Consider the following 23181-nt stretch of genomic DNA (forward strand, 5'->3'; position numbering starts at 1 on the left):
TTTCGCCTCTGAACCCCGCGCGTTGGTTATACTCCGTGCGATCCGCCTGGAGCGCTCATCAGGAGAGCTCATGCTCGCCCCCGTACAACTGACTTCCGCCACTCGCCAGAACCTCTGGCGGCTGACTTTCATCCGCACCCTGGTGCTCGCCGCGCAGGCCGGGTCCGTGGGCCTGGCCTACTGGCTGCAATTGTTGCCTTTGCCGTGGGTGCAATTGGCGATGACCCTGGGCTGTTCGATTCTGCTCTGCGTATTCACTGCCGTGCGCCTGCGCACATCGTGGCCGGTGACCGAGCTTGAGTACGCGCTGCAACTGGCCTGCGATCTGGTGATTCACAGTGCGCTGCTGTATTTCTCCGGCGGTTCGACCAACCCGTTCGTTTCCTATTATCTGGTGCCGCTGACGATCGCGGCGGTGACGTTGCCGTGGCGTTATTCGGTGATTCTGTCCGGTATCGCGCTGGCGCTGTACACGCTGATGCTGACGCGTTTCTATCCGCTGGAAACCCTGCCGGTCGCCCGTGAGAATCTGCAGATCTACGGCATGTGGCTGAGCTTTGCCCTGGCTGCTGCGGTCATCACGTTCTTCGCCGCGCGTATGGCTGAAGAGCTGCGCCGGCAGGAAGAATTGCGCGCGATTCGCCGCGAAGAAGGCCTGCGCGATCAGCAGCTGCTCGCCGTTGCGACCCAGGCCGCCGGTGCGGCGCATGAGTTGGGTACGCCGCTGGCGACCATGAGCGTGTTGCTCAAGGAAATGCAGCAGGATCACCCCGATGCGTTGCTGCAGGATGATCTGAAAGTGCTGCAGGATCAGGTCAAGCTGTGCAAGGAAACCTTGCAGCAACTGGTCCGCGCCGCTGAGGCCAATCGGCGTCTGGCGGTGGAGATGCAGGACGTTACCGACTGGCTCGACGAGGCGTTGAACCGCTGGCACCTGATGCGCCCGGAAGCCAGTTACCGCTTCCAGCGTCTCGGCCAGGGGGCGGTGCCGCGCATGGCGCCGCCGCCGGATCTGACCCAGGCTTTGCTGAATCTGCTCAATAACGCCGCCGACGCCTGCCCGGAAAACCTCCAGGTGACGCTGGACTGGGACGCAGAGACTTTGACCATCAGCATTCGCGACCACGGCGCCGGTGTGCCGCTGGCCATCGCCGAGCAGATCGGCAAGCCGTTTTTTACCACCAAGGGCAAAGGTTTCGGCCTGGGCCTGTTTTTGAGCAAGGCCAGCGTGACACGCGCCGGCGGCTCAGTGAAACTCTATAGTCATGAGGAAGGCGGCACGCTCACCGAGCTGCGCCTGCCCCACGGCGCCCGAGGAGACCAACATGAGTGACGAAATCCAAGTCGAAGGCGAAGAACTGCCGCATCTGCTGCTGGTCGACGACGACGCGACCTTCACCCGCGTCATGGCCCGCGCCATGGCCCGCCGCGGCTTTCGCGTCAGCACTGCCGGTTCTGCGGAAGAAGGCCTGACCATCGCCCAGGCCGATCTGCCAGATTACGCCGCGCTGGACCTGAAAATGGACGGCGACTCCGGTCTGGTCCTGCTGCCCAAGCTGCTGGAGCTCGATCCGGAAATGCGCGTGGTGATCCTCACCGGTTATTCGAGCATTGCCACAGCGGTGGAGGCGATCAAGCGTGGCGCCTGCAACTACCTGTGCAAACCCGCTGATGCCGACGACGTGCTGGCCGCGCTGCTGTCCGAGCATGCCGACCTCGACAGTCTGGTGCCGGAAAACCCGATGTCGGTCGATCGTCTGCAATGGGAGCACATCCAGCGCGTGCTCACCGAGCACGAAGGCAACATTTCCGCCACGGCCCGCGCGCTGGGCATGCACCGCCGCACCTTGCAGCGCAAATTGCAGAAGCGTCCGGTTCGTCGCTGAACCTGCGCTGAACGACTATCGCCAGCCCTCGCGATAAAACGCGCCGATCATCTATGATCGGCGCGTGTCCGTTCTTTTTACTATCGAGCCTTATCCATGAATCAGAACGCTGAATATTCCGCGGTCAACGATGCTGTGCGCGGGCAGTTTTTTCGCAAAGTCTGGGCGATGACCACGCCTTACTGGCGCAGCGAAGAGAAGGGCAAGGCCTGGACGTTGCTGATTGCCGTAATTGCGCTGACGCTGTTCAGCGTAGCGATCTCGGTGTGGATCAACAGTTGGTACAAGGATTTCTACAACGCTTTGCAGAGAAAGGATGAAGCCGCGTTCTGGCAGTTGATCCTGTATTTCTGCGGCATCGCGACGGTGGCGATTCTCGGCGCGGTGTATCGCTTGTATCTGACGCAGATGCTGACGATCCGCTGGCGGGCTTGGCTGACCGAAAAGCACTTCAAGCGTTGGCTAGACCACAAGAATTACTATCAGCTGGAGCAGGGCGGTTATACCGATAACCCCGACCAGCGGATTTCCGAAGACCTCAACACTTACACCGCCAACACCCTGAGCCTGGGCCTCGGGCTGCTGCGCACGATTGTCAGTCTGGTGTCGTTCTCGATCATTTTGTGGGGCGTGTCGGGCAGTATCGAAGTGTTCGGCATCGAAATTCCCGGCTACATGTTCTGGTGTGCGCTGTTGTATGCGGCGGTGGGCAGTTGGCTGACGCATTTGATCGGTCGCCGTCTGATCGGTCTGAACAACAAGCAACAACGCTTCGAAGCAGACCTGCGTTTTTCCATGGTGCGCGTGCGTGAGAACGCGGAAAGCATCGCCTTGTACAACGGCGAACCGAATGAGAACCGCCGCCTGAGCAACCGCTTCGGGCTGGTCTGGCACAATTTCTGGGACATCATGCGCGTGTCCAAGCGCCTGACGTTCTTCACCTCCGGTTACGGTCAGATCGCAATCATTTTCCCGTTTGTCGTCGCCGCACCGCGCTATCTGTCCGGCAAGATCGAACTGGGCGAGCTGATGCAAATCAACTCGGCGTTCGGCAACGTGCAGGAGAGTTTCAGCTGGTTCATCACCGCCTACTCGGATCTCGCCGCGTGGCGCGCCACCTGTGATCGTTTGCTGAGTTTCCGTCAGGCCATGAGCGACAACGAACAACGCACCCCGGCCATCGACGTGCAGAATCAGGGCAGTGAGTTGCAGGTGCACAACCTCGGCCTGGATCTGGCCGATGGTCGTCACCTGCTGACCGACGCTGACATGACCGTTGAGCCGGGTGAGCGCGTGATGCTCAGCGGCCGTTCCGGCAGCGGCAAGTCGACATTGCTGCGGGCGATGGGGCATTTGTGGCCGGCGGGGCACGGCAATATTCGTTTACCGGCGGCGCGTTATCTGTTCCTGCCGCAGAAGCCTTATCTGCCGATCGGCACATTGCGTGAAGCGTTGAGTTATCCACAGCCGGGCGATACCTACGCGCTGGAGCGTTATGCACAGGTGCTGGAAACCTGTCGTCTGCCGCACTTGGTTGGGCGGCTGGATGAAGCCAATCACTGGCAGCGCATGCTCTCGCCGGGCGAGCAACAACGCCTGGCCTTCGCCCGCGCGCTCCTTTATGCACCGCAATGGCTGTACATGGACGAGGCTACATCGGCGATGGATGAAGAGGATGAGGCGACCTTGTATCAAGCGTTGATTGACGAGATTCCGGGTCTGAGCATCGTCAGCGTCGGTCACCGAAGCAGTTTGAAACGATTCCATCCACGGCATGTGCGGATCGACAGCGGTCGTCTGGTCGAACAGGCCATAACTGTCTGAACACTCACCTGTGGGAGCGAGCCTGCTCGCGAAGGGGCCGTCTTGGTCGACGAATCTGTCGTCTGAACCACCGCTTTCGCGAGCAGGCTCGCTCCCACAGTGGGGTAATGTAATCTGCCCAGTGATCGTACAACTCGCTTGAGCTATGATGGCGCCAAGCCGAACTTTCGAGACAAGATGCAGACCATGGAAAAGCTGATCGACACCCCGCGCCTCCCCCGCAAGCGCCGCAGCCTCGCCCAGGAATTGGTGACGGTGTTGAGCGAGCAGATCCGTGATGGCCTGCTCAAGCGTGGCGACAAATTGCCCACCGAGTCGGCAATCATGGAAGCCCATGGCGTCAGCCGCACCGTGGTCCGCGAGGCGATTTCCCGTCTGCAGGCCGCCGGTCAGGTGGAAACCCGCCACGGCATCGGCACCTTTGTTCTCGATACGCCGAGCCCGAGCGGTTTCCGTATCGATCCGGCCACCGTGGTCACCCTGCGTGACGTGCTGGCGATCCTCGAATTGCGCATCAGCCTCGAAGTCGAATCCGCCGGCCTTGCCGCGCAACGCCGCAGCCCCGAGCAACTGGCAACCATGCGCGCCGCCCTCGACGCCTTGAACGAAAGCGCCTCCCATGCCAGCGATGCGGTGTCGTCGGACTTCGCTTTCCACCTGGAAATCGCCCTGTCCACCGGCAACCGCTACTTCACCGACATCATGACCCACCTTGGCACCAGCATCATTCCACGTACGCGGCTGAACTCGGCGCGTTTGGCTCATGATGACCAGCAGCACTACATGGGCCGCCTGAGCCGCGAGCACGAGGAAATCTACGACGCGATTGCCCGTCAGGACTCCGATGCCGCGCGTGCGGCGATGCGTCTGCACCTGACCAACAGCCGCGAAAGACTGCGCCAGGCCCATGAAGAGGCGCAGGCGCAGGGGTGATGTTGTCAGAGTTCGAGATAAACCTTCTGCTTTTCAGACGGTGCAGTATTACCAGATGATCTCTGCACGCTATAGCTCAATGTAGCGATGGCACCCGGCTCAAATTTTTCTGCAAAGATTTTTTTCGCAATATTGAATACAAATGAGGCATCGGTGGGTGATTTTACTTCGAGCTCCTGCTTATCTTGGTTCCCTGTGGAAGTGCTCACCTCGAAGATGACCTTGTCTCCCTCCATAACATCTGGGTACAACTCGACGATGCCGTGAGCAGGGTCAACCAAATTATGGATGTAAAGCTTGAGTTTCCCGTCATGCACGGTGGCTTCGAGAAGTTGAGGCGGGGCGAGGTTTGTTGCTTTTGGAGTCATGATTGAAATTCCTTTTATACCTAATCAAACCTTTTAATTCCGTAGTAATGACGCGCTACGATAGGGGCCGGTTCGCTATCCCCTGCGGTCATTAGCTCAGTTACGCCCCTTCTTGCGCACCTGTTAGAAATACCAGTCCTGACCAACGGTCGTCACGCAAAGCGGCTACGTCTGGAAACGTGAAATGGTGATGAGAAACATCGTGTTCACGCCTCGATCCGCAACCTCAACGCCTGCGAATACGGCTCCATACTCGACTCATCGCGGAACTTGTAACGCAGCTCCACCTCGCGGTTCAGATACGGTTGCAGCGCCTCTTTCGGCAGTTGCACCTCGATGTCGAACAGCTTCTCCATTTCATCCTCGGCGTCGTCCCAGGCGCCAGTGTCCACCTCATCACCTTCCCATTCGGGTTCTTCTCCATCGCTGCCGAGGATCGCGTAGACGCTCCAGTTCGCCTCGAAATCGCTGGAATCCGGCACCTGCACGGTGAGGATGTCCGGCAGTTGCGAGAGCTGAAGTGTCACGCAGTCGTCTTGCGCAGGGGCGACGTGGGTGAGGGTGGGGGCGGCAAAATGCATCGACATAGCGGCTTCCTTTGAGTGGTCCGCCACGATCCTTCGTGGCAGTCGACGTACTTTACGAGCCGCTGGTCCTCTCAGAATTAAACGAATCCAGACCAGATATTTCCGCGAGAAAATGCTTCAAGGACGGGCCTTTCAGCGATTTCCAGAAGCATAGACAGCGATTTTGTCGGACAAAAAAGCCCTGCCAACGATGAAATGCAGTTGACGGTTATTTTTTAAGTTGTACGATGACCTACAACTTCGGCGAAGGCTGAACGGTCCACTCACAATAAAACGTTGCTACCAGGGTGTTCGAATAATGAATCCACAAGAACTGAAGTCCATCCTCTCTGCCGGCCTGCTGTCTTTCCCGGTGACCGATTTCAACGCGCAGGGCGATTTCAACCGCGCGGGCTACATCAAACGCCTGGAATGGCTGGCTCCGTATGGCGCTTCGGCTCTGTTCGCCGCCGGCGGCACCGGTGAGTTCTTCTCCCTGGCCGCCAGCGAATACTCGGAAATCATCAAGACTGCCGTCGACACCTGCGCAACCAGCGTGCCGATCCTCGCCGGCGTCGGTGGTTCGACCCGCCAGGCCATCGAATACGCTCAGGAAGCCGAGCGTCTGGGCGCCAAAGGCCTGCTGCTGCTGCCGCACTACCTGACCGAAGCGAGCCAGGACGGTGTTGCTGCCCACGTTGAAGCCGTGTGCAAATCGGTGAAGATCGGTGTGGTCGTCTACAACCGCAACGTTTGCCGCCTCAACGCGCCGCTGCTGGAACGTCTGGCCGAGCGCTGCCCGAACCTGATCGGCTACAAGGATGGCCTGGGCGATATCGAGTTGATGGTGTCGATCCGTCGCCGCCTCGGTGATCGCTTCAGCTACCTGGGTGGTTTGCCGACCGCCGAAGTCTACGCCGCTGCCTACAAGGCGTTGGGCGTGCCGGTCTACTCCTCGGCGGTGTTCAACTTCATCCCGAAAACCGCGATGGACTTCTACCACGCGATCGCTCGCGAAGATCACGCCACCGTCGGCAAGATCATCGACGACTTCTTCCTGCCGTACCTGGACATCCGCAACCGCAAGGCCGGTTATGCCGTGAGCATCGTCAAGGCAGGTGCAAAAATCGCCGGCTATGACGCAGGTCCGGTGCGTGCGCCGCTGACCGACCTGACCGGCGAAGAGTACGAAATGCTCGCCGCGCTGATCGACAAGCAAGGCGCGCAATAAACGAGAAAAGCGAGGCCGCTGAGCAATCAGCGGCTTTTTGCGTGAAGGCTTTTAGAGTTGAGGGCTGCCCTGTGACAACTGCAAAGCGCTACGACAACTACATCAATGGCGAATGGGTCGCCGGTGCCGATTACTCGGCCAACATCAACCCGTCCGAACTCAGCGACACCATCGGCGACTACGCCAAGGCTGACCTGACCCAGGTCAACGCCGCCATCGACGCTGCTCGCGCTGCGTTCCCGGCGTACTCGACTTCGGGCATCCAGGCCCGCCACGATTCGCTGGATAAAGTCGGCAGCGAGATCCTCGCCCGTCGCGAAGAGCTCGGCACGCTGTTGGCCCGTGAAGAGGGCAAGACCCTGCCCGAAGCGATCGGTGAAGTGACCCGCGCCGGCAATATTTTCAAGTTCTTCGCCGGTGAATGCCTGCGTCTGTCCGGTGACTACGTGCCGTCGGTACGCCCGGGCGTCAACGTAGAAGTTACTCGCGAAGCGCTGGGCGTGGTCGGTCTGATCACCCCGTGGAACTTCCCGATTGCGATCCCGGCGTGGAAAATTGCTCCGGCCCTGGCCTACGGCAACTGCGTCGTACTCAAGCCTGCCGATCTGGTGCCGGGCTGCGCCTGGGCGCTGGCGGAAATCATTTCCCGCGCGGGCTTCCCGGCCGGTGTGTTCAACCTGGTGATGGGCAGCGGTCGCGTGGTTGGCGAGGCGTTGGTCAACAGCCCGAAAGTCGACGGCATCAGCTTCACCGGTTCGGTGGGCGTGGGTCGTCAGATCGCGGTCAACTGCGTTTCGCGCCAGGCCAAGGTGCAGCTGGAAATGGGCGGCAAGAACCCGCAGATCATTCTCGACGACGCCGACCTCAAGCAAGCGGTCGAGCTGTCGGTGCAGAGCGCGTTCTACTCCACCGGCCAGCGCTGCACTGCGTCGAGCCGTCTGATCGTCACCGCCGGCATTCACGACAAGTTCGTTGAAGCGATGGCCGAGCGCATGAAGTCGATCAAGGTCGGCCACGCGCTGAAGGCCGGCACCGACATCGGTCCGGTGGTCTCCCAGGCGCAGCTGGAACAGGACATGAAGTACATCGACATCGGCCAGTCCGAAGGTGCACGTCTGGTCAGCGGCGGCGGTGTGGTGACTTGCGACACCGAGGGCTACTTCCTCGCGCCAACCCTGTTCGCCGACAGCGAAGCGTCGATGCGCATCAGCCGCGAAGAGATCTTCGGCCCGGTGGCCAACATTGTTCGTGTGGCTGATTACGAAGCTGCGCTGGCAATGGCCAACGACACCGAATTCGGCTTGTCGGCCGGCATCGCCACCACCTCGCTGAAGTACGCCAACCACTTCAAGCGCCACTCCCAGGCCGGGATGGTGATGGTCAATCTGCCGACCGCCGGTGTGGATTACCACGTACCGTTCGGCGGGCGTAAAGGCTCGTCCTACGGCTCCCGTGAGCAGGGCCGCTATGCACAAGAGTTCTACACGGTCGTGAAGACTGCCTACATCGGTTCCTGATACATGCAATACCTGTGGGAGCTGGCTTGCCAGCGATTCAGGCAACGCGGTGCTGCAGGCACGCCGCGCTGATGCCATCGCTGGCAAGCCAGCTCCCACAAAGACCAAAGAATGTTTTACCCGCATAAAAATAATCAGTGGGAGTACATCTGCATGCAATCCTCCAAGCCGACTCACGTCCGCTATTTGATCCTGCTCATGCTGTTTCTGGTGACCACGATCAACTACGCCGACCGTGCCACGATCGCCATTGCCGGCTCCAGCCTGCAAAAAGACCTTGGCATTGACGCCGTCACCCTCGGCTACATCTTCTCCGCATTCGGTTGGGCCTACGTCGCCGGGCAAATTCCCGGTGGCTGGCTGCTCGATCGCTTCGGCTCGAAAAAAGTCTATGCCCTGAGCATTTTCACCTGGTCGCTGTTCACCGTGCTGCAAGGCTTCGTCGGTGAATTCGGCATGTCCACGGCAGTGGTTGCGCTGTTCATGTTGCGCTTTCTGGTGGGCCTGGCCGAAGCGCCATCGTTCCCCGGCAACGCGCGCATCGTGGCGGCGTGGTTCCCGACCGCTGAACGCGGCACCGCTTCGGCGATCTTCAACTCGGCGCAATACTTTGCCACCGTGCTGTTCGCGCCGTTGATGGGCTGGATCGTCTACAGCTTCGGCTGGGAGCACGTGTTCATCGTCATGGGTATCCTCGGTATCGTGTTCTCGCTGGTGTGGCTGAAAGTCATCTACAGCCCGCGCGAACACCCACGGGTCAACGAGGCCGAGTTCAAGCACATCGCTGACAACGGCGGCATGGTCGACATGGATCAGAAGGGCAAGAAGTCCGACGGTCCGAAGTGGGATTACATCCGTCAGCTGCTGACCAATCGCATGATGCTTGGCGTGTATCTGGGCCAGTACTGCATCAACGGCATCACCTATTTCTTCCTGACCTGGTTCCCGGTGTATCTGGTGCAAGAGCGAGGCATGACCATTCTCAAGGCCGGTTTCATCGCTTCGTTGCCGGCGATCTGCGGCTTTATCGGCGGCGTGCTCGGCGGGGTGATTTCCGATTACCTGCTGCGCAAGGGCCATTCGCTGACCTTCGCCCGCAAGGCGCCGATCATCGCCGGCCTGCTGGTGTCGAGCAGCATCGTCGCGTGCAACTATGTTGAAGTGGAATGGATGGTCGTGGGCTTCATGGCTCTGGCATTCTTCGGCAAAGGCGTTGGCGCACTGGGCTGGGCGGTGGTTTCCGACACTTCGCCGAAACAGATCGCCGGTCTGAGCGGTGGCCTGTTCAACACCTTCGGCAACATCGCTTCGATCACCACGCCGATCGTGATCGGCTACATCATCAGCTCCACCGGCTCGTTCAAGTGGGCGCTGGTGTTTGTCGGCGCCAACGCACTGGTCGCGGTGTTCAGCTATCTGGTGATCGTCGGCCCGATCAAGCGTGTGGTCCTGAAAGAGCCGCCAGCCAAGGGCGGCAATGAAGTCACCGCTAACTTGTCTCAAGCGCATTCCTGAGGAGCGGCGTCATGCAGTTGATTGAACATTCCGACTCGCCGCGCTACATCCGCCTGCACGAGCGGGACAACGTTGTAGTGGTGGTCAACGATCAGGGCGTACCGGCCGGTACCGAGTTCGCCGACGGCCTGGTCACCCTGGATTTCGTACCGCAGAGCCACAAGGTCACCCTGGAGGATATTCCCGAAGGCGGCCCGGTGATTCGTTACGGGCAGATCATCGGCTATGCCTTGCAGCCGATCCGTCGCGGCAGTTGGGTCAAGGAAGATCAACTGCGCATGCCGACCGCGCCGCCGCTGGACAGCTTGCCGCTGTCCACCGATGTGCCTGATGCGCAGGCACCGCTGGAAGGCTTCACGTTCGAGGGTTATCGCAACGCCGACGGCACCGTCGGCACGCGCAACATTCTCGGCATCACCACCACCGTGCAGTGCGTCACCGGCGTGCTTGATCATGCGGTCAAGCGCATCAAGGAAGAGCTGCTGCCGAAGTACCCGCACGTCGATGACGTGGTGGCACTGACCCACAGTTATGGCTGCGGTGTGGCGATTACCGCCACCGACGCCTACATCCCGATTCGTACCGTGCGCAATCTGGCACGCAACCCGAACCTGGGCGGCGAGGCGCTGGTGATCGGTCTGGGCTGCGAGAAATTGCAGGCCGGGCAGGTGATGCATGAGGACGATGCCTCGGTGGATCTCAGCGATCCGTGGCTGTACCGCTTGCAGGATTCCAGTCACGGTTTCACCGAAATGATCGAGCAGATCATGGAACTGGCTGAAGTCCGTTTGAAGAAACTCGACCAGCGCCGCCGCGAAACCGTGCCGGCCTCCGAGCTGATTCTCGGTATGCAGTGCGGCGGCAGCGATGCGTTTTCCGGTATCACCGCCAACCCGGCACTGGGTTATGCCTCGGACTTGCTGTTGCGTGCGGGGGCGACGGTGATGTTTTCCGAAGTCACCGAAGTGCGCGATGCGATCTACCTGCTGACCTCACGGGCGCAAACGCAAACCGTCGCCGAAGAGCTGGTACGCGAGATGGACTGGTACGACCGTTACCTGGCCAAGGGCGAAGCCGATCGCAGCGCCAACACCACGCCGGGCAACAAGAAGGGCGGGTTGTCGAACATTGTCGAGAAGTCCCTGGGCTCGATCGTCAAGTCCGGCAGCAGCGCGATCAATGGCGTGCTCGGCCCGGGCGAGCGCTTCAAGCACAAGGGCCTGATTTTCTGCGCGACGCCGGCCAGTGATTTTGTCTGCGGTACGCTGCAACTGGCGGCGGGCATGAACCTGCACGTATTCACCACCGGTCGCGGCACGCCTTATGGGCTGGCCATGGCGCCGGTGGTCAAGGTGTCGACGCGGACCGAACTGGCGCAGCGCTGGCCGGATCTGATCGACATCGATGCCGGCCGCATTGCCACCGGGCGCGCGACCATCGAAGAACTCGGCTGGGAGTTGTTTCACTATTACCTGGATGTTGCCAGTGGCAAGCAACAGACTTGGGCGGAGAAGCACAAGCTGCATAACGACATCACCTTGTTCAACCCGGCGCCGATTACCTGAGACCGCGTCATCGTTCTTCGCGAGCAGGCTCGCTCCCACAGGGATATGCATTGCAAATGTGGGAGCGAGCCTGCTCGCGAAAGCGATCTGCCAGACGCCGAAAAACTTGCGGTGCCTGTGATCGTTCCCACGCTCTGCGTGGGAATGCCTCATGTGACGCTCCGCGTCACGCTTTGGGGCGCAGAGCGCCCTGGGGCTGCATTCCCACGCAGAGCGTGGGAACGATCAGGGTGAAAGTGGCTTATCATTAGCCCCCTATCGACGCTCACCCAAGGCTCTCCGGCATGCTGGCAATCTTTCTTGAAACCCTGAACATCACCGCGCCGGTGTTTGCCATGCTGTTTCTCGGTGTGCTGCTCAAGCGCATCGACTGGATCAACGACAACTTCATCCACACCGCCTCGTCGCTGGTGTTCAACGTGACCATGCCGGCGCTGCTGTTCCTCGGCATCCTCCACGCCGACCTGCACGCCGCACTGCAACCCTCGCTACTCATCTACTTTTCCCTCGCGACCCTGGTGAGTTTCGCCGTGGCCTGGGGCTGGGCGATTTTCAAGTGTCCGCGTGAGGATCGCGGCATCTACACCCAAGGCGCGTTTCGCGGCAACAACGGCGTGATAGGTCTGGCGCTGGCGGCGAGCATGTACGGCGATTACGGTATTTCCCTCGGGGCGATTCTCGCGGCGCTGGTGATCCTGTTCTACAACACGCTGTCGACCATCGTGCTGGCGGTGTACAGCCCGGTGATCAAGTCCGATCCGTGGAGCATCTGCAAAAGCGTGTTCAGCAACCCGCTGATCATCAGCGTGATTTCGGCAGCGCCTTTTGCTTACTTCAAGATCGGACTGCCGGGCTGGCTGGAAACTTCCGGCCAGTATCTGGCGCAGACCACGTTGCCGCTGGCGCTGATTTGTATCGGCGGCACGCTGTCACTGGCGGCGTTGCGCAAGAGCGGCAAGATGGCGCTCAGCTCCAGCCTGGTGAAGATGGTCGGTCTGCCGTTACTGGCGACACTGGGGGCATGGCTTTGGGGCTTTCGCGGGGCGGAACTGGGGATTCTGTTTCTCTACTTTGGCAGCCCGACGGCGGCGGCAAGTTTCGTCATGGCCCGGGCGGCGCAGGGCAATCACGAGCTGGCAGCGGCGATCATCGTGATGACCACGTTGATGGCGGCGATTACCACCAATGTCGGGATCTTTGTGTTGCAGTGGGGTGGGTGGATCTGACCAAGGATTTGCGGTGTCTGCCAGGGCCTCTTCGCGAGCAGGCTCGCTCCCACAGGGAAGCGCATTGCAAATGTGGGAGCGAGCCTGCTCGCGAAGGCGGTCACTGCGGTTTCTGATAACTGTCGATCACTTCCTGCGCCGCGCGAAACGCATCGATCGCCGCCGGCACGCCGGCATACACCGCGCAATGCAGCAGCGCTTCGCGGATCTCTTCCACCGTGCAGCCGTTGTTCAGCGCACCGCGCACATGGCCTTTCAACTCCTGCGGACACTTCAGCGCGGTCAGTGCGGCGAGGGTAATCAGGCTGCGGGTTTTCAGCGGCAGCCCCTCACGATTCCACACCCCGCCCCAAGCGTGTTCATTGACGAAATCCTGCAACGGCTGGGTGAACTCGGTGGCGTTGCCCAGGGCGCGATCAACGAACGCATCGCCCATGACCTGACGACGGATTTCAACCCCGGACTGCTTCGACTCGCTCATGGCACATCTCTCTTGTGGTGTTGGCGACGCCAGGCGCGGATCGACGTGAACAGCAGAAACGTCAGCAGCGCCGGCAGGACATAAAACAGCATCAAGCGCTCGAGTTTGCCGGCCAGCGGCATGCCGGTGGTGAACGACACCACATGCAGCCCGTAGACCAGATACAAACCGAGCAGCAGCAAGCCTTCGGCCCGGGTCACGCGGTAGCCGGAATAGAACACCGGCAAGCACAGCGCCGCGACGCCTAGCATCACCGGCAAGTCGAAATCCAGCGCATTCGGGGAAACGGAAAGCGGCGTCGGTGCGAGTAGGGCGGTCAGCCCCAGCACCCCGAGCAGGTTGAACAGGTTGGCGCCGATCACGTTGCCCACGGCAATGTCGCGCTGCCCGCGCAACGCCGCGATCAGCGAAGTCGCCAGTTCCGGCAGCGAAGTGCCGACCGCGACCACGGTCAGGCCGATGACCCGTTCGGACAGGCCCAGGTCGGTGGCCACGACCACGGCGGCGCCAAGCAGCAGACGGCCGGCGAACACCAGCATGGCCAGGCCAGCGAGAATCATCAGCACACTGATCAGCCAGGATTGCTGCGTATCCTTCGGGCGTTCGGTATGGGGGCGGGTCGAGTGTCGCGACTGGCGGAACAACAAGCCAAGGTACAGCGCCAAGGCCCCGAGCAGCAGGACACCGTCGAAACGTCCGAGGTCTTTATTCCAGGCGAGGATGAATACCAGCAGGCTGGCGCCGATCATCAGCGGGATATCGAGGCGCACCAATTGCCGCGACACGCGCAGCGGGATGATCAACGCCGACAGGCCAAGGGTTACGAGGATGTTGAAGATGCCGCTGCCGACCACGCTGCCGACGGCGATGTCCGGGTTGTCGGTCAGCGCCGCTTGCAGGCTCACGGTCATCTGCGGCGCGCTGCTGCCGAGGGCGACGATGGTCAGGCCGATGATCAGCGGACGCACGTGCAGTCGCTCGGCCAGGCGCACGGCGGCGCGCACCATCAGCTCGGCGCCGATGAGCAAAAGAACCAGGCCGCTGAGCAATTCGATGACGTTGATCAGCGGCAGATCGGCTAGTCCGAAAATGGTCAGCGCTCCATCAGTCGAGGGCCTGCACGCGAACCCGTGCGGTGCCGCTGCGCAGCATGCCGATTTCATCGGCGGCCTCGCGCGACAGATCGATCAGCCGGCCACGGGTGTGCGGGCCACGGTCATTGATGCGGACCACGACTGATTCATCGTTTTTCAGGTTGGTGACCTTCACCCGCGTGCCGAACGGCAACTGGCGGTGGGCGGCGGTCAGGGAATGCTGGTTGAACGCTTCGCCGCTGGCGGTGCGTTTACCGTGATGTTTGGCTCCGTAATAGGAGGCGACGCCGGTCTGGTCATAACCGTGCGGGTCGATGGTGTCGGTACTGGCGCAACCGGCCAGCAGAGAGAGCAGGGCGCTGCTCAAAAACAGGCGCTTCATTCAAAGGTATCCCGGATCAAATGTAGGAGTGACCTGTGGCGAGGGGATTTATCCCCGTTGGACTGCGCAGCAGTCCCAAAACTGAGAACTCGGTTTATCTGGTGCAAATCAAGCTCAGCAATTGGGGCCGCTTCGCGGCCCAACGGGGATAAATCCCCTAGCCTCAGGTCCCTTCCACAGGGGATGGAGCCAGGCTTTGGATCTGGCTCCATTGGTGGTCAGCCTTCGAGCTTGCTTTTCAGCAGTTCGTTCACCTGCTGCGGGTTGGCCTTGCCTTTCGAGGCTTTCATGGCCTGGCCGACGAAGAAGCCGAACATCTTGCCGCGTTTGGCTTCGTCTGCCGCGCGGTACTGTTCGACCTGTTCGGCGTTGGCCGCGAGCATTTCGTCGAGCACGGCGGAGATCGCGCCGGTGTCGGTGACTTGCTTGAGCCCGCGCTTCTCGATGATCTCGTCAGCACTGCCTTCACCATTGGCCATCGCTTCGAACACAACCTTGGCGATCTTGCCGGAGATGGTGTTGTCCTTGATGCGCTGCAGCATGCCGCCCAGTTGCTCGGCGGAAACCGGCGAATCCTCGATGTCCAGGCCTTGCTTGTTGAGCAGGCTGCCCAACTCGACCATCACCCAGTTCGCCGCCAGTTTCGCGTCGCCACCGATGGCCGCGACTTTCTCGAAGTAGTCCGCCTGCTCGCGGCTGGTGGCCAGCACGTTGGCGTCGTAGGCCGACAGACCGAACTGGCTCTGGAAGCGCTCGCGCTTTTGCGGTGGCAGTTCCGGCAGGGTGGCACGCACTTCACCGAGGAACGACTCTTCGATGACCACCGGCAGCAGGTCCGGATCGGGGAAGTAACGGTAGTCGTTGGCTTCCTCTTTCGAACGCATCGGACGGGTCTCGTCCTTGTTCGGATCGTACAGGCGGGTCTGCTGGATCACTTTGCCGCCGTCTTCGATCAGCTCGATCTGGCGCTGGATTTCCGAGTTGATCGCCTTCTCGATGAAGCGGAACGAGTTGACGTTCTTGATCTCGCAGCGAGTGCCGAACTCGACCTGGCCTTTCGGCCGTACCGAGACGTTGCAGTCGCAACGCAGCGAGCCTTCGGCCATGTTGCCGTCGCAGATGCCCAGGTAGCGCACCAGCGCGTGGATCGCTTTGACGTAAGCCACGGCTTCCTTGGCGCTGCGCATGTCCGGCTCGGAAACGATTTCCAGCAGCGGCGTGCCGGCACGGTTCAGGTCGATGCCGGTGGCACCGTTGAATTCTTCGTGCAGGCTCTTGCCGGCATCTTCTTCCAGGTGCGCACGGGTGATGCCGACGCGTTTGACCGTGCCATCCTCGAGGGCGATGTCCAGGTGGCCCTTGCCAACGATCGGCAATTCCATCTGGCTGATCTGGTAGCCCTTCGGCAGATCCGGGTAGAAGTAGTTCTTGCGGGCGAACACGTTGTGCTGGCCGATCTCGGCGTCAATCGCCAGACCGAACATCACCGCCATGCGCACCGCTTCCTGGTTGAGCACCGGCAGCACGCCGGGCATGCCCAGATCGATCAGGCTGGCCTGGGTGTTCGGTTCGGAACCGAACGTGGTGGAACTACCGGAAAAAATTTTCGACCGGGTGGTGAGCTGAGTGTGAATCTCCAGCCCGATCACGACTTCCCATTGCATGTGTGTCTCCTCAGAAGCCGGTTGGGGTGCGGGTGTGCCAGTCAGTGTTGAGCTGATACTGGTGGGCAACGTTCAACAGGCGGCCTTCCTGGAAATACGGCGCGAGCAACTGCACGCCCACCGGCAGACCGTCGACAAAACCGGCCGGCATCGACAGGCCCGGCAGGCCGGCGAGGTTGGCGGTGATGGTGTAGACGTCTTCCAGATAGGCTGCGACCGGGTCGCTGTTCTTCGCGCCAAGCTTCCAGGCCGGGTTCGGCGTGGTCGGGCCGAGGATGATGTCGACTTCATTGAACGCAGCCATGAAATCGTTTTTCACCAGACGACGGATCTTCTGCGCTTTCAGGTAGTAGGCGTCGTAGTAACCGGCGGACAGCGCGTAGGCACCGACCATGATCCGGCGCTGTACTTCCGCGCCGAAGCCTTCGCCACGGGAGCGCTTGTACAGGTCGATGAGGTTTTCCGGGTTCTCGCAGCGATGGCCGAAACGCACGCCGTCGAAACGCGACAGGTTGGAAGACGCTTCTGCCGGGGCGATCACGTAGTAGGCCGGAATGGCGTGCTGCATGTTCGGCAGGCTGATTTCCTTGATCACCGCACCGAGCTTCTGCAACTGCTGGATGCTGTTCTGGATCAGCTCGGCAATGCGCGGGTCGAGACCGGCGCTGAAGTATTCCTTCGGCACGCCGATGCGCAGGCCTTGCAGCGACTCGCCGAGGCTGGCGGAGTAATCCGGAACCGGCTCATCGATGCTGGTGGAGTCGTTCGGGTCGAAGCCGGCCATGCCTTGCAGCAGAATCGCGCAGTCTTCGGCCGTGCGCGCCAACGGGCCGCCCTGATCGAGGCTGGAGGCGTAAGCGATCATGCCCCAGCGCGAAACGCGACCGTAGGTCGGCTTCAGGCCGGTGAGGTTGGTGAACGCCGCCGGCTGGCGGATCGAACCGCCGGTGTCGGTGGCCGTGGCCGCTGGCAACAAACGAGCAGCAACCGCCGCCGCCGAACCACCGGACGAACCACCCGGTACGTGTTCCAGATTCCACGGGTTTTTCACTGCGCCGTACCAGCTCGACTCGTTGGCCGAACCCATGGCGAATTCGTCCATGTTGGTCTTGCCCAGGGTCACGGCGCCGGCAGCGGCCAGTTTCGCAACGACAGTGGCGTCATACGGGGCTTTGAAGTTGTCGAGCATCTTCGAGCCGCAGCTGGTGCGGATGCCCTGGGTGCAGAACAGATCCTTGTGGGCGATCGGCGCGCCGAGCAGGGCGCCGCTCTCACCGCTGGCCCGGCGTGCATCGGCTGCTTTCGCCTGCTCGATGGCCAGATCCTCGGTGAGGCTGATGAAACTGTTGAGCTGCGGGTCGAGCTGGGTAATACGCGCCAGCAGGACTTTGGTCAGCTCTTCGGAGGAAAACTTTTTATCGGCGAGACCGCGGGCGATCTCGGCCAGAGTCATTTGATGCATTGCAGGCTCTTTCCCTTTAGTCGATGACTTTCGGAACCAGATACAGGCCGTTTTCGACCGCTGGTGCGATGGACTGGTAGGCCTCGCGATTATTCGTCTCGGTCACCACGTCGGCGCGCAGGCGCTGACTGGCTTCCAGGGGGTGGGCCAGCGGCTCGATACCGTCGGTATCAACGGCCTGCATTTCGTCGACCAGCCCGAGAATGCTGTTGAGGGCGGAAGTAATGTGCGGAAGATCGGCATCGTTGAGGCCAAGGCAGGCCAGATGCGCGATTTTTTCCACGTCGGAGCGTTCTAGCGCCATCGGGATTCTCCAGTGGAAAACAGAACGGACGGCGTCCGTGTGTTAGATTGTCGGAACACTACCGCACTTCTACGGTCATAAGGCCGCGATTGTGGGGCTTGGTGCACAGAAAAGCGGCCAATTTAACATATTGGCGCCTTGCCCAAAATCCCTGTCGTTGTTAGAGTTTGCCGCACTTTTTTACCCACGCGTTGCCTAGGGTCCCTTTCCCATGTTCAAGAAACTGCGTGGCATGTTTTCCAGCGATCTTTCCATTGACCTGGGCACTGCCAACACCCTTATTTACGTGCGCGAGCGCGGTATCGTCCTGAATGAGCCATCGGTTGTGGCCATTCGGACACACGGTAACCAGAAAAGTGTCGTCGCTGTCGGCACCGAGGCCAAGCGCATGCTCGGCCGTACGCCGGGCAACATTGCTGCCATTCGTCCGATGAAGGATGGCGTGATCGCCGACTTCAGCGTCTGCGAAAAGATGCTGCAGTACTTTATCAACAAGGTTCACGAAAACAGTTTCCTGCAGCCCAGCCCTCGTGTGCTGATCTGCGTTCCATGCAAGTCCACCCAGGTTGAGCGTCGCGCCATCCGTGAATCGGCCCTTGGCGCCGGTGCCCGTGAAGTGTTCCTGATCGAAGAGCCGATGGCTGCTGCGATCGGTGCCGGCCTGCCGGTTGAAGAAGCGCGCGGTTCGATGGTCGTGGACATCGGTGGTGGTACCACTGAGATCGCCCTGATCTCCCTGAACGGTGTGGTCTACGCCGAATCCGTACGTGTCGGCGGCGACCGTTTCGACGAAGCGATCATCACCTACGTGCGCCGCAACTACGGCAGCCTGATCGGTGAATCCACCGCTGAACGCATCAAGCAGGAAATCGGTACGGCCTACCCGGGCGGCGAAGTGCGCGAAGTCGATGTTCGCGGTCGCAACCTGGCCGAAGGCGTTCCACGCGCATTCACCCTGAACTCCAACGAAGTGCTCGAGGCTCTGCAAGAGTCGCTGGCCACCATCGTTCAGGCGGTGAAAAGCGCGCTGGAGCAATCGCCGCCGGAACTGGCTTCCGACATCGCCGAGCGTGGCCTGGTGCTGACCGGTGGTGGCGCGCTGCTGCGTGACCTCGACAAGTTGCTGGCTCAGGAAACCGGTCTGCCGGTGATCGTTGCCGAAGATCCGCTGACTTGCGTTGCTCGCGGCGGTGGCCGTGCGCTGGAAATGATGGATAAGCACACCATGGATCTGCTTTCGAGCGAATAAGCTTCGAATGCAATACGTGGGTGAACGCACAGGCAGCACTTTGCAGTGCTGCCTGTTGGCGTTTATCTTCTGTCAGTCTTCATCCAGGCCGGTTTGATGCCGTATGAATAAACAGAACATTTGCCTGGGAGGAGCGGCTTATTAAACCGCTTTTCACCAAAGGCCCTTCGTTGGGCGTGCGCCTGTTGGTGCTGGCCGTGCTCGCGGTCGCGCTGATGGTGGTCGATGCACGTTTCGACCTGCTCAAGCCCGCGCGCAAGCAAGCGTCGCTGGTGCTCATGGATGCCTACTGGATCACTGACCTGCCCGGCCGCTTGTGGGAAGGGGTCGCCAGTCAGTTCGGCAGCCGCACCGAGCTCGTCGCCGAAAACGAAAAACTCAAGACCGAAAACCTGCTGTTGCAGGGGCGCATGCAAAAGCTCGCGGCCCTGACCGAGCAGAACGTTCGGCTGCGCGAGTTGCTCAATTCCTCTGCATTGGTCAATGAAAAGGTCGAAGTGGCCGAGCTGATCGGCATGGACCCCAACCCCTTCACCCATCGCATCATCATCAACAAAGGTGAGCGCGACGGCGTGGTGCTCGGTCAACCGGTGCTCGATGCACGCGGGCTGATGGGCCAAGTGGTTGAATTGATGCCGTACACCTCGCGTGTCCTGCTGCTGACCGACACCACTCACAGCATTCCGGTGCAGGTGAATCGTAACGGTCTGCGCGCGATTGCCAGCGGCACCGGCAACCCGGAGCGCCTGGAATTGCGTCATGTCGCCGACACGGCGGACATCAAGGAAGGCGATCTGCTGGTCAGCTCCGGCCTCGGCCAGCGATTCCCGGCCGGTTATCCGGTGGCCACGGTAAAAGAGGTCATCCACGACTCCGGCCAACCGTTCGCCATTGTCCGTGCGGTACCGACCGCCGCCCTGAACCGCAGCCGCTATCTGCTGCTGGTGTTCAGCGACAGCCGCACCGCCGAGGAACGCGCCAATGACGCCGCCCAGGCCCAGGAACAGCTTGATGCCCACGGCGGCGGCCCGATGTTGCCGGCCAGCGTGCCGAAACCGTTGATCATGCCTGCCACGCCGCCGACCGCTACCGCAGCGCCGGCCACTGAAGCCGCAGCGCCTGCCGCCACGCCGGCCAAGCCCGCCGCGAGCAAACCGCCCGCTGCCGCTCCGGCCGCTGCCAAACCGCCTGCCGCGAGCAAACCACCGGCGAAACCGCCAGCGACTACCGGGGGACGAGAATAATGGTCGGCGCGAAAAAATCCGGAAACGGCTGGATGATCTGGCTGACATTCTTCGTTGGCATCCTGCTCAGCGTTTCACCGTTGCCTATCTTCATGGAAATCCTTCGCCCGCTGTGGCTGGCCTTGCTCGTGACCTTCTGGGCGCTGTACATGCCGCACACGGTCGGCATGGTCACGGCGTTCTGTCTGGGGCTGGCCGAAGATGTCCTGCAGGGCGACTTGCTCGGACAGAACGCGCTGATCCTGACCCTGATTACTTTCCTCGTGTTGTCATTGCAGCAGCGCCTGCGCATGTTCCCGATGTGGCAGCAGTGTCTGGTGATCCTGGTGATCTTCGGCCTCGCACAATTGGCGCAACTGTGGCTCAGCGCTCTGACCGGCAACCGTCAGCCAACCCTGGCGCTGGTCTTGCCGGCGCTGGTCAGTGCCTTGCTCTGGCCGTGGGTCAGCTTCGCCCTTCGCGGGATGTGCCGACGCTACAGAATCTATTGAGCCGGTGAAGCAGGGCACTGAACAGGGAGATGTTTTGATGAAACTGCTTTACCTCGCCTCCGGCTCACCGCGCCGCCGTGAATTGCTCACGCAGATCGGCGTGCAGTTCTCCGCCATCAGCGCGGACATCGACGAAACCCCGCTTCCTGAAGAATCCCCATCGGCCTATGTCGAGCGCCTCGCGCGTGGCAAGGCTGAGGCCGGGCGCCGCTCGGTCGTCTCTGACCAGCCGTTCTGCGTGCTTGGCGCCGACACCGCTGTGGTACTCGACGGCAAAATACTTGGCAAACCGGTGGACGAAGCCGACGCATGCGCCATGCTGATGATGTTGTCCGGCAGCGAACACGAAGTGCTGACCGCCATCGCCGTGCTTGAAGGTGAGCGCTGCGAGTCGCGGGTGGTGCGCAGTCGCGTGCGTTTTCGCAGCATCAGCCGCGAAGAGGCCGGCGCCTACTGGGCCAGTGGCGAACCGCGCGACAAGGCCGGCGGCTATGGCATTCAGGGCCTGGGTGCGGTGTTTGTCGCCGGGCTCGAGGGTAGCTATTTGGCGGTGGTCGGCCTGCCGCTGTGCGAAACCTGCGAGGTGTTGGGCCATTTCGGCATACCCTGTTGGCAAAACCTGAACACGCCCTGAGCGTCGTACGAATCCAGATGCGGCCACTATCGTGAACATGCCTGAACGAGATCCTGCCATGAGTGAAGAGATTCTGATCAACATCACGCCGATGGAATCGCGCGTGGCGGTGGTCGAAAACGGTGTGCTGCAAGAAGTCCACGTCGAGCGCACGCAGAAACGCGGGATCGTCGGCAACATCTATAAAGGCAAGATCGTTCGCGTACTGCCGGGCATGCAGGCGGCATTTGTCGACATCGGCCTCGATCGTGCAGCTTTCATTCACGCCGCCGAAATCTCCCTGCGCGAAGGCCCGGCGGTGGAAAGCATCAGTTCGCTGGTGCACGAAGGTCAGAGCCTGGTGGTGCAAGTCACCAAGGACCCGATCGGCTCCAAAGGCGCACGCCTGACCACGCAACTGTCGATCCCTTCGCGTTATCTGGTGTACATGCCGCGCACTGCCCACGTTGGCATTTCCCTGAAGATCGAAGACGAAGCCGAGCGCGAGCGTCTCAAGCAGGTGGTCAGTGATTGCGTGGCCAAAGAAGGCATCAAGGAGGCCGGCGGCTTCATTCTGCGCACAGCCGCTGAAGGCGCGGGCGCTGATGAAATCCTCATGGACATCCGTTACCTGCGGCGCCTCTGGGACCAGATCAACGAGCAGATCAAGACCATCGCCGCGCCCAGCGTCATCTACGAAGACCTCGGCCTGGCCCTGCGCACCCTGCGTGATCTGGTCAATCCGAAGATCGAGAAGATCCGCATCGACTCGCGGGAAACCTTCCAGAAAACCACGCAATTCGTCGCCGAACTGATGCCGGAAATCGCCGATCGTCTGGAACACTATCCGGGCGAGCGGCCGATCTTCGATCTGTACGGAGTCGAAGACGAAATCCAACGCGCGCTGGAGCGCAAGGTACCGCTGAAATCCGGCGGCTATCTGGTGATCGATCCGGCGGAAGCCATGACCACCATCGACGTCAACACCGGGGCGTTCGTCGGTCATCGCAATCTCGAAGAAACCATTTTCAAGACCAATCTCGAAGCGGCCACGGCGATTGCCCGGCAGATGCGCCTGCGCAACCTCGGCGGGATCATCATCATCGACTTCATCGACATGGAAGATGAAGAGCACCAGCGTCAGGTCCTGCGCACTTTGGAGAAACAGCTGGAGCGCGATCACGCCAAGACCAACATCATCGGCATCACCGAGCTGGGCCTGGTGCAGATGACCCGCAAGCGCACCCGCGAAAGCCTTGAGCAGGTGTTGTGCGAACCGTGCAGCAGTTGTCAGGGACGCGGCAAACTGAAGACCGCCGAAACCATCTGTTACGAGATCTTCCGTGAGATTCTGCGCGAGGCCCGGGCCTATCAGGCCGAGGGTTATCGGGTGCTGGCCAACCAGAAAGTAGTCGATCGTCTGCTCGATGAAGAGTCCGGTAACGTCGCCGAGCTTGAAGGCTTTATCGGCCGCACCATACGCTTCCAGGTGGAAACCATGTATTCCCAGGAACAATATGACGTGGTGCTGCTCTGAAGCCCTGCATCACCACTCATTCAACGCGG

At 60.9% G+C, this 23181-nt stretch carries 22 protein-coding genes; 14 read left to right on the forward strand and 8 right to left on the reverse strand.

Annotated elements, in window-relative coordinates; all coding sequences use genetic code 11:
• Positions 1-70: 70 nt before the first annotated feature.
• From V8J63_RS13015 to V8J63_RS13030, 4 genes are all read left to right on the forward strand, one after another.
• The gene (locus V8J63_RS13015; protein ID WP_016771713.1) at positions 71-1333 is read left to right on the forward strand and encodes an ATP-binding protein; all 1263 of its coding nucleotides are present in this window, start codon (positions 71-73) and stop codon (positions 1331-1333) included.
• Positions 1326-1886, forward strand: coding sequence for a response regulator transcription factor (locus tag V8J63_RS13020; RefSeq protein WP_003221630.1), 561 nt, complete (start codon positions 1326-1328; stop codon positions 1884-1886). Before V8J63_RS13015 ends, V8J63_RS13020 begins: the two co-directional genes overlap by 8 nt.
• A 96-nt stretch (positions 1887-1982) precedes the next feature.
• Positions 1983-3710, forward strand: a complete 1728-nt coding sequence (locus V8J63_RS13025) for an ABC transporter ATP-binding protein/permease (protein ID WP_130927233.1) — start codon at positions 1983-1985, stop codon at positions 3708-3710.
• A 186-nt stretch (positions 3711-3896) separates the two neighbouring features.
• Positions 3897-4643, forward strand: a complete 747-nt coding sequence (locus V8J63_RS13030; RefSeq protein WP_024011597.1) for a FadR/GntR family transcriptional regulator — start codon at positions 3897-3899, stop codon at positions 4641-4643.
• A 5-nt stretch (positions 4644-4648) separates the two neighbouring features.
• Here the strand turns inward: V8J63_RS13030 and V8J63_RS13035 are convergent, their stop codons facing one another.
• The gene (locus V8J63_RS13035; protein WP_336464171.1) at positions 4649-5011 is read right to left on the reverse strand and encodes a hypothetical protein; all 363 of its coding nucleotides are present in this window, start codon (positions 5009-5011) and stop codon (positions 4649-4651) included.
• Between the two features lie 206 nt (positions 5012-5217).
• On the reverse strand, positions 5218-5598 hold the full coding sequence (locus V8J63_RS13040; protein WP_336464172.1) for a hypothetical protein: 381 nt from the start codon (positions 5596-5598) through the stop codon (positions 5218-5220).
• 298 nt (positions 5599-5896) lie between these two features.
• Between V8J63_RS13040 and kdgD the strand changes: the two genes are divergently transcribed.
• The 5 genes from kdgD (at position 5897) to V8J63_RS13065 (ending at position 12631) form a co-directional block, all read left to right on the forward strand.
• Complete coding sequence (kdgD, locus tag V8J63_RS13045) at positions 5897-6808, forward strand: 5-dehydro-4-deoxyglucarate dehydratase (RefSeq protein ID WP_016771708.1); 912 nt, start codon at positions 5897-5899, stop codon at positions 6806-6808.
• 71 nt (positions 6809-6879) lie between these two features.
• Entirely contained in the window at positions 6880-8325 is a 1446-nt protein-coding gene (locus V8J63_RS13050; RefSeq protein WP_073473811.1) for an aldehyde dehydrogenase family protein, read from the forward strand.
• 153 nt (positions 8326-8478) lie between these two features.
• Positions 8479-9840, forward strand: coding sequence for an MFS transporter (locus tag V8J63_RS13055; RefSeq protein ID WP_125917920.1), 1362 nt, complete (start codon positions 8479-8481; stop codon positions 9838-9840).
• 11 nt (positions 9841-9851) lie between these two features.
• Positions 9852-11405 (forward strand): galactarate dehydratase, encoded by a 1554-nt coding sequence (gene garD, locus V8J63_RS13060; RefSeq protein ID WP_016771706.1) that lies wholly within the window; start codon positions 9852-9854, stop codon positions 11403-11405.
• Between the two features lie 284 nt (positions 11406-11689).
• Positions 11690-12631, forward strand: coding sequence for an AEC family transporter (locus tag V8J63_RS13065; protein WP_123443388.1), 942 nt, complete (start codon positions 11690-11692; stop codon positions 12629-12631).
• A 100-nt stretch (positions 12632-12731) separates the two neighbouring features.
• Here the strand turns inward: V8J63_RS13065 and V8J63_RS13070 are convergent, their stop codons facing one another.
• The 6 genes from V8J63_RS13070 to gatC all read right to left on the reverse strand — a co-directional run bounded on the left by V8J63_RS13070 (position 12732) and on the right by gatC (position 18018).
• Positions 12732-13112 carry a carboxymuconolactone decarboxylase family protein gene (locus V8J63_RS13070; protein ID WP_024011602.1) on the reverse strand — a complete coding sequence of 127 codons (381 nt, stop codon included), beginning with the start codon at positions 13110-13112 and terminating at the stop codon, positions 12732-12734.
• Positions 13109-14185 (reverse strand): calcium/sodium antiporter, encoded by a 1077-nt coding sequence (locus tag V8J63_RS13075; protein ID WP_122610868.1) that lies wholly within the window; start codon positions 14183-14185, stop codon positions 13109-13111. Before V8J63_RS13075 ends, V8J63_RS13070 begins: the two co-directional genes overlap by 4 nt.
• A gap of 31 nt (positions 14186-14216) precedes the next feature.
• On the reverse strand, positions 14217-14588 hold the full coding sequence (locus V8J63_RS13080; protein ID WP_016771703.1) for a septal ring lytic transglycosylase RlpA family protein: 372 nt from the start codon (positions 14586-14588) through the stop codon (positions 14217-14219).
• 218 nt (positions 14589-14806) lie between these two features.
• Positions 14807-16252, reverse strand: coding sequence for an Asp-tRNA(Asn)/Glu-tRNA(Gln) amidotransferase subunit GatB (gene gatB, locus V8J63_RS13085; RefSeq protein WP_016771702.1), 1446 nt, complete (start codon positions 16250-16252; stop codon positions 14807-14809).
• Positions 16253-16262: 10 nt separating this feature from the next.
• Positions 16263-17714 (reverse strand): Asp-tRNA(Asn)/Glu-tRNA(Gln) amidotransferase subunit GatA, encoded by a 1452-nt coding sequence (gene gatA, locus V8J63_RS13090; RefSeq protein ID WP_130928875.1) that lies wholly within the window; start codon positions 17712-17714, stop codon positions 16263-16265.
• A 16-nt stretch (positions 17715-17730) separates the two neighbouring features.
• On the reverse strand, positions 17731-18018 hold the full coding sequence (gene gatC / locus V8J63_RS13095; protein ID WP_024011606.1) for an Asp-tRNA(Asn)/Glu-tRNA(Gln) amidotransferase subunit GatC: 288 nt from the start codon (positions 18016-18018) through the stop codon (positions 17731-17733).
• A 211-nt stretch (positions 18019-18229) separates the two neighbouring features.
• On the opposite strand from gatC, the gene mreB reads away from it, so the two are divergent.
• From mreB to rng, 5 genes are all read left to right on the forward strand, one after another.
• Entirely contained in the window at positions 18230-19267 is a 1038-nt protein-coding gene (gene mreB, locus V8J63_RS13100; RefSeq protein WP_002555108.1) for a rod shape-determining protein MreB, read from the forward strand.
• Between the two features lie 140 nt (positions 19268-19407).
• Positions 19408-20511: a rod shape-determining protein MreC gene (mreC, locus tag V8J63_RS13105; protein WP_130927094.1), complete on the forward strand. Its 1104-nt coding sequence runs from the start codon at positions 19408-19410 to the stop codon at positions 20509-20511.
• Positions 20511-21002, forward strand: coding sequence for a rod shape-determining protein MreD (gene mreD / locus V8J63_RS13110; RefSeq protein ID WP_024011608.1), 492 nt, complete (start codon positions 20511-20513; stop codon positions 21000-21002). Before mreC ends, mreD begins: the two co-directional genes overlap by 1 nt.
• 37 nt (positions 21003-21039) lie before the next feature.
• On the forward strand, positions 21040-21636 hold the full coding sequence (locus tag V8J63_RS13115) for a Maf family protein (protein WP_336464173.1): 597 nt from the start codon (positions 21040-21042) through the stop codon (positions 21634-21636).
• A gap of 58 nt (positions 21637-21694) precedes the next feature.
• Entirely contained in the window at positions 21695-23152 is a 1458-nt protein-coding gene (gene rng, locus V8J63_RS13120; RefSeq protein ID WP_016771696.1) for a ribonuclease G, read from the forward strand.
• The last annotated feature ends 29 nt before the right edge of the window (positions 23153-23181 follow it).

Source organism: Pseudomonas sp. CCNWLW23, from assembly GCF_037095675.1.
Taxonomy (GTDB): Bacteria; Pseudomonadota; Gammaproteobacteria; order Pseudomonadales; family Pseudomonadaceae; genus Aquipseudomonas; species Aquipseudomonas atacamensis.

Excerpts from the sequence above, each read along its gene's own strand:
- V8J63_RS13015 (WP_016771713.1), top strand. The coding sequence starts at position 71 with ATGCTCGCCCCCGTACAACTGACTTCCGCCACTCGCCAGAACCTCTGG.
- V8J63_RS13020 (WP_003221630.1), top strand. The coding sequence starts at position 1,326 with ATGAGTGACGAAATCCAAGTCGAAGGCGAAGAACTGCCGCATCTGCTG.
- V8J63_RS13025 (WP_130927233.1), top strand. The coding sequence starts at position 1,983 with ATGAATCAGAACGCTGAATATTCCGCGGTCAACGATGCTGTGCGCGGG.
- V8J63_RS13030 (WP_024011597.1), top strand. The coding sequence starts at position 3,897 with ATGGAAAAGCTGATCGACACCCCGCGCCTCCCCCGCAAGCGCCGCAGC.
- V8J63_RS13035 (WP_336464171.1), bottom strand. The coding sequence starts at position 5,011 with ATGACTCCAAAAGCAACAAACCTCGCCCCGCCTCAACTTCTCGAAGCC.
- V8J63_RS13040 (WP_336464172.1), bottom strand. The coding sequence starts at position 5,598 with ATGTCGATGCATTTTGCCGCCCCCACCCTCACCCACGTCGCCCCTGCG.
- kdgD (WP_016771708.1), top strand. The coding sequence starts at position 5,897 with ATGAATCCACAAGAACTGAAGTCCATCCTCTCTGCCGGCCTGCTGTCT.
- V8J63_RS13055 (WP_125917920.1), top strand. The coding sequence starts at position 8,479 with ATGCAATCCTCCAAGCCGACTCACGTCCGCTATTTGATCCTGCTCATG.
- garD (WP_016771706.1), top strand. The coding sequence starts at position 9,852 with ATGCAGTTGATTGAACATTCCGACTCGCCGCGCTACATCCGCCTGCAC.
- V8J63_RS13065 (WP_123443388.1), top strand. The coding sequence starts at position 11,690 with ATGCTGGCAATCTTTCTTGAAACCCTGAACATCACCGCGCCGGTGTTT.
- V8J63_RS13070 (WP_024011602.1), bottom strand. The coding sequence starts at position 13,112 with ATGAGCGAGTCGAAGCAGTCCGGGGTTGAAATCCGTCGTCAGGTCATG.
- V8J63_RS13080 (WP_016771703.1), bottom strand. The coding sequence starts at position 14,588 with ATGAAGCGCCTGTTTTTGAGCAGCGCCCTGCTCTCTCTGCTGGCCGGT.
- gatB (WP_016771702.1), bottom strand. The coding sequence starts at position 16,252 with ATGCAATGGGAAGTCGTGATCGGGCTGGAGATTCACACTCAGCTCACC.
- gatA (WP_130928875.1), bottom strand. The coding sequence starts at position 17,714 with ATGCATCAAATGACTCTGGCCGAGATCGCCCGCGGTCTCGCCGATAAA.
- gatC (WP_024011606.1), bottom strand. The coding sequence starts at position 18,018 with ATGGCGCTAGAACGCTCCGACGTGGAAAAAATCGCGCATCTGGCCTGC.
- mreB (WP_002555108.1), top strand. The coding sequence starts at position 18,230 with ATGTTCAAGAAACTGCGTGGCATGTTTTCCAGCGATCTTTCCATTGAC.
- mreD (WP_024011608.1), top strand. The coding sequence starts at position 20,511 with ATGGTCGGCGCGAAAAAATCCGGAAACGGCTGGATGATCTGGCTGACA.
- V8J63_RS13115 (WP_336464173.1), top strand. The coding sequence starts at position 21,040 with ATGAAACTGCTTTACCTCGCCTCCGGCTCACCGCGCCGCCGTGAATTG.
- rng (WP_016771696.1), top strand. The coding sequence starts at position 21,695 with ATGAGTGAAGAGATTCTGATCAACATCACGCCGATGGAATCGCGCGTG.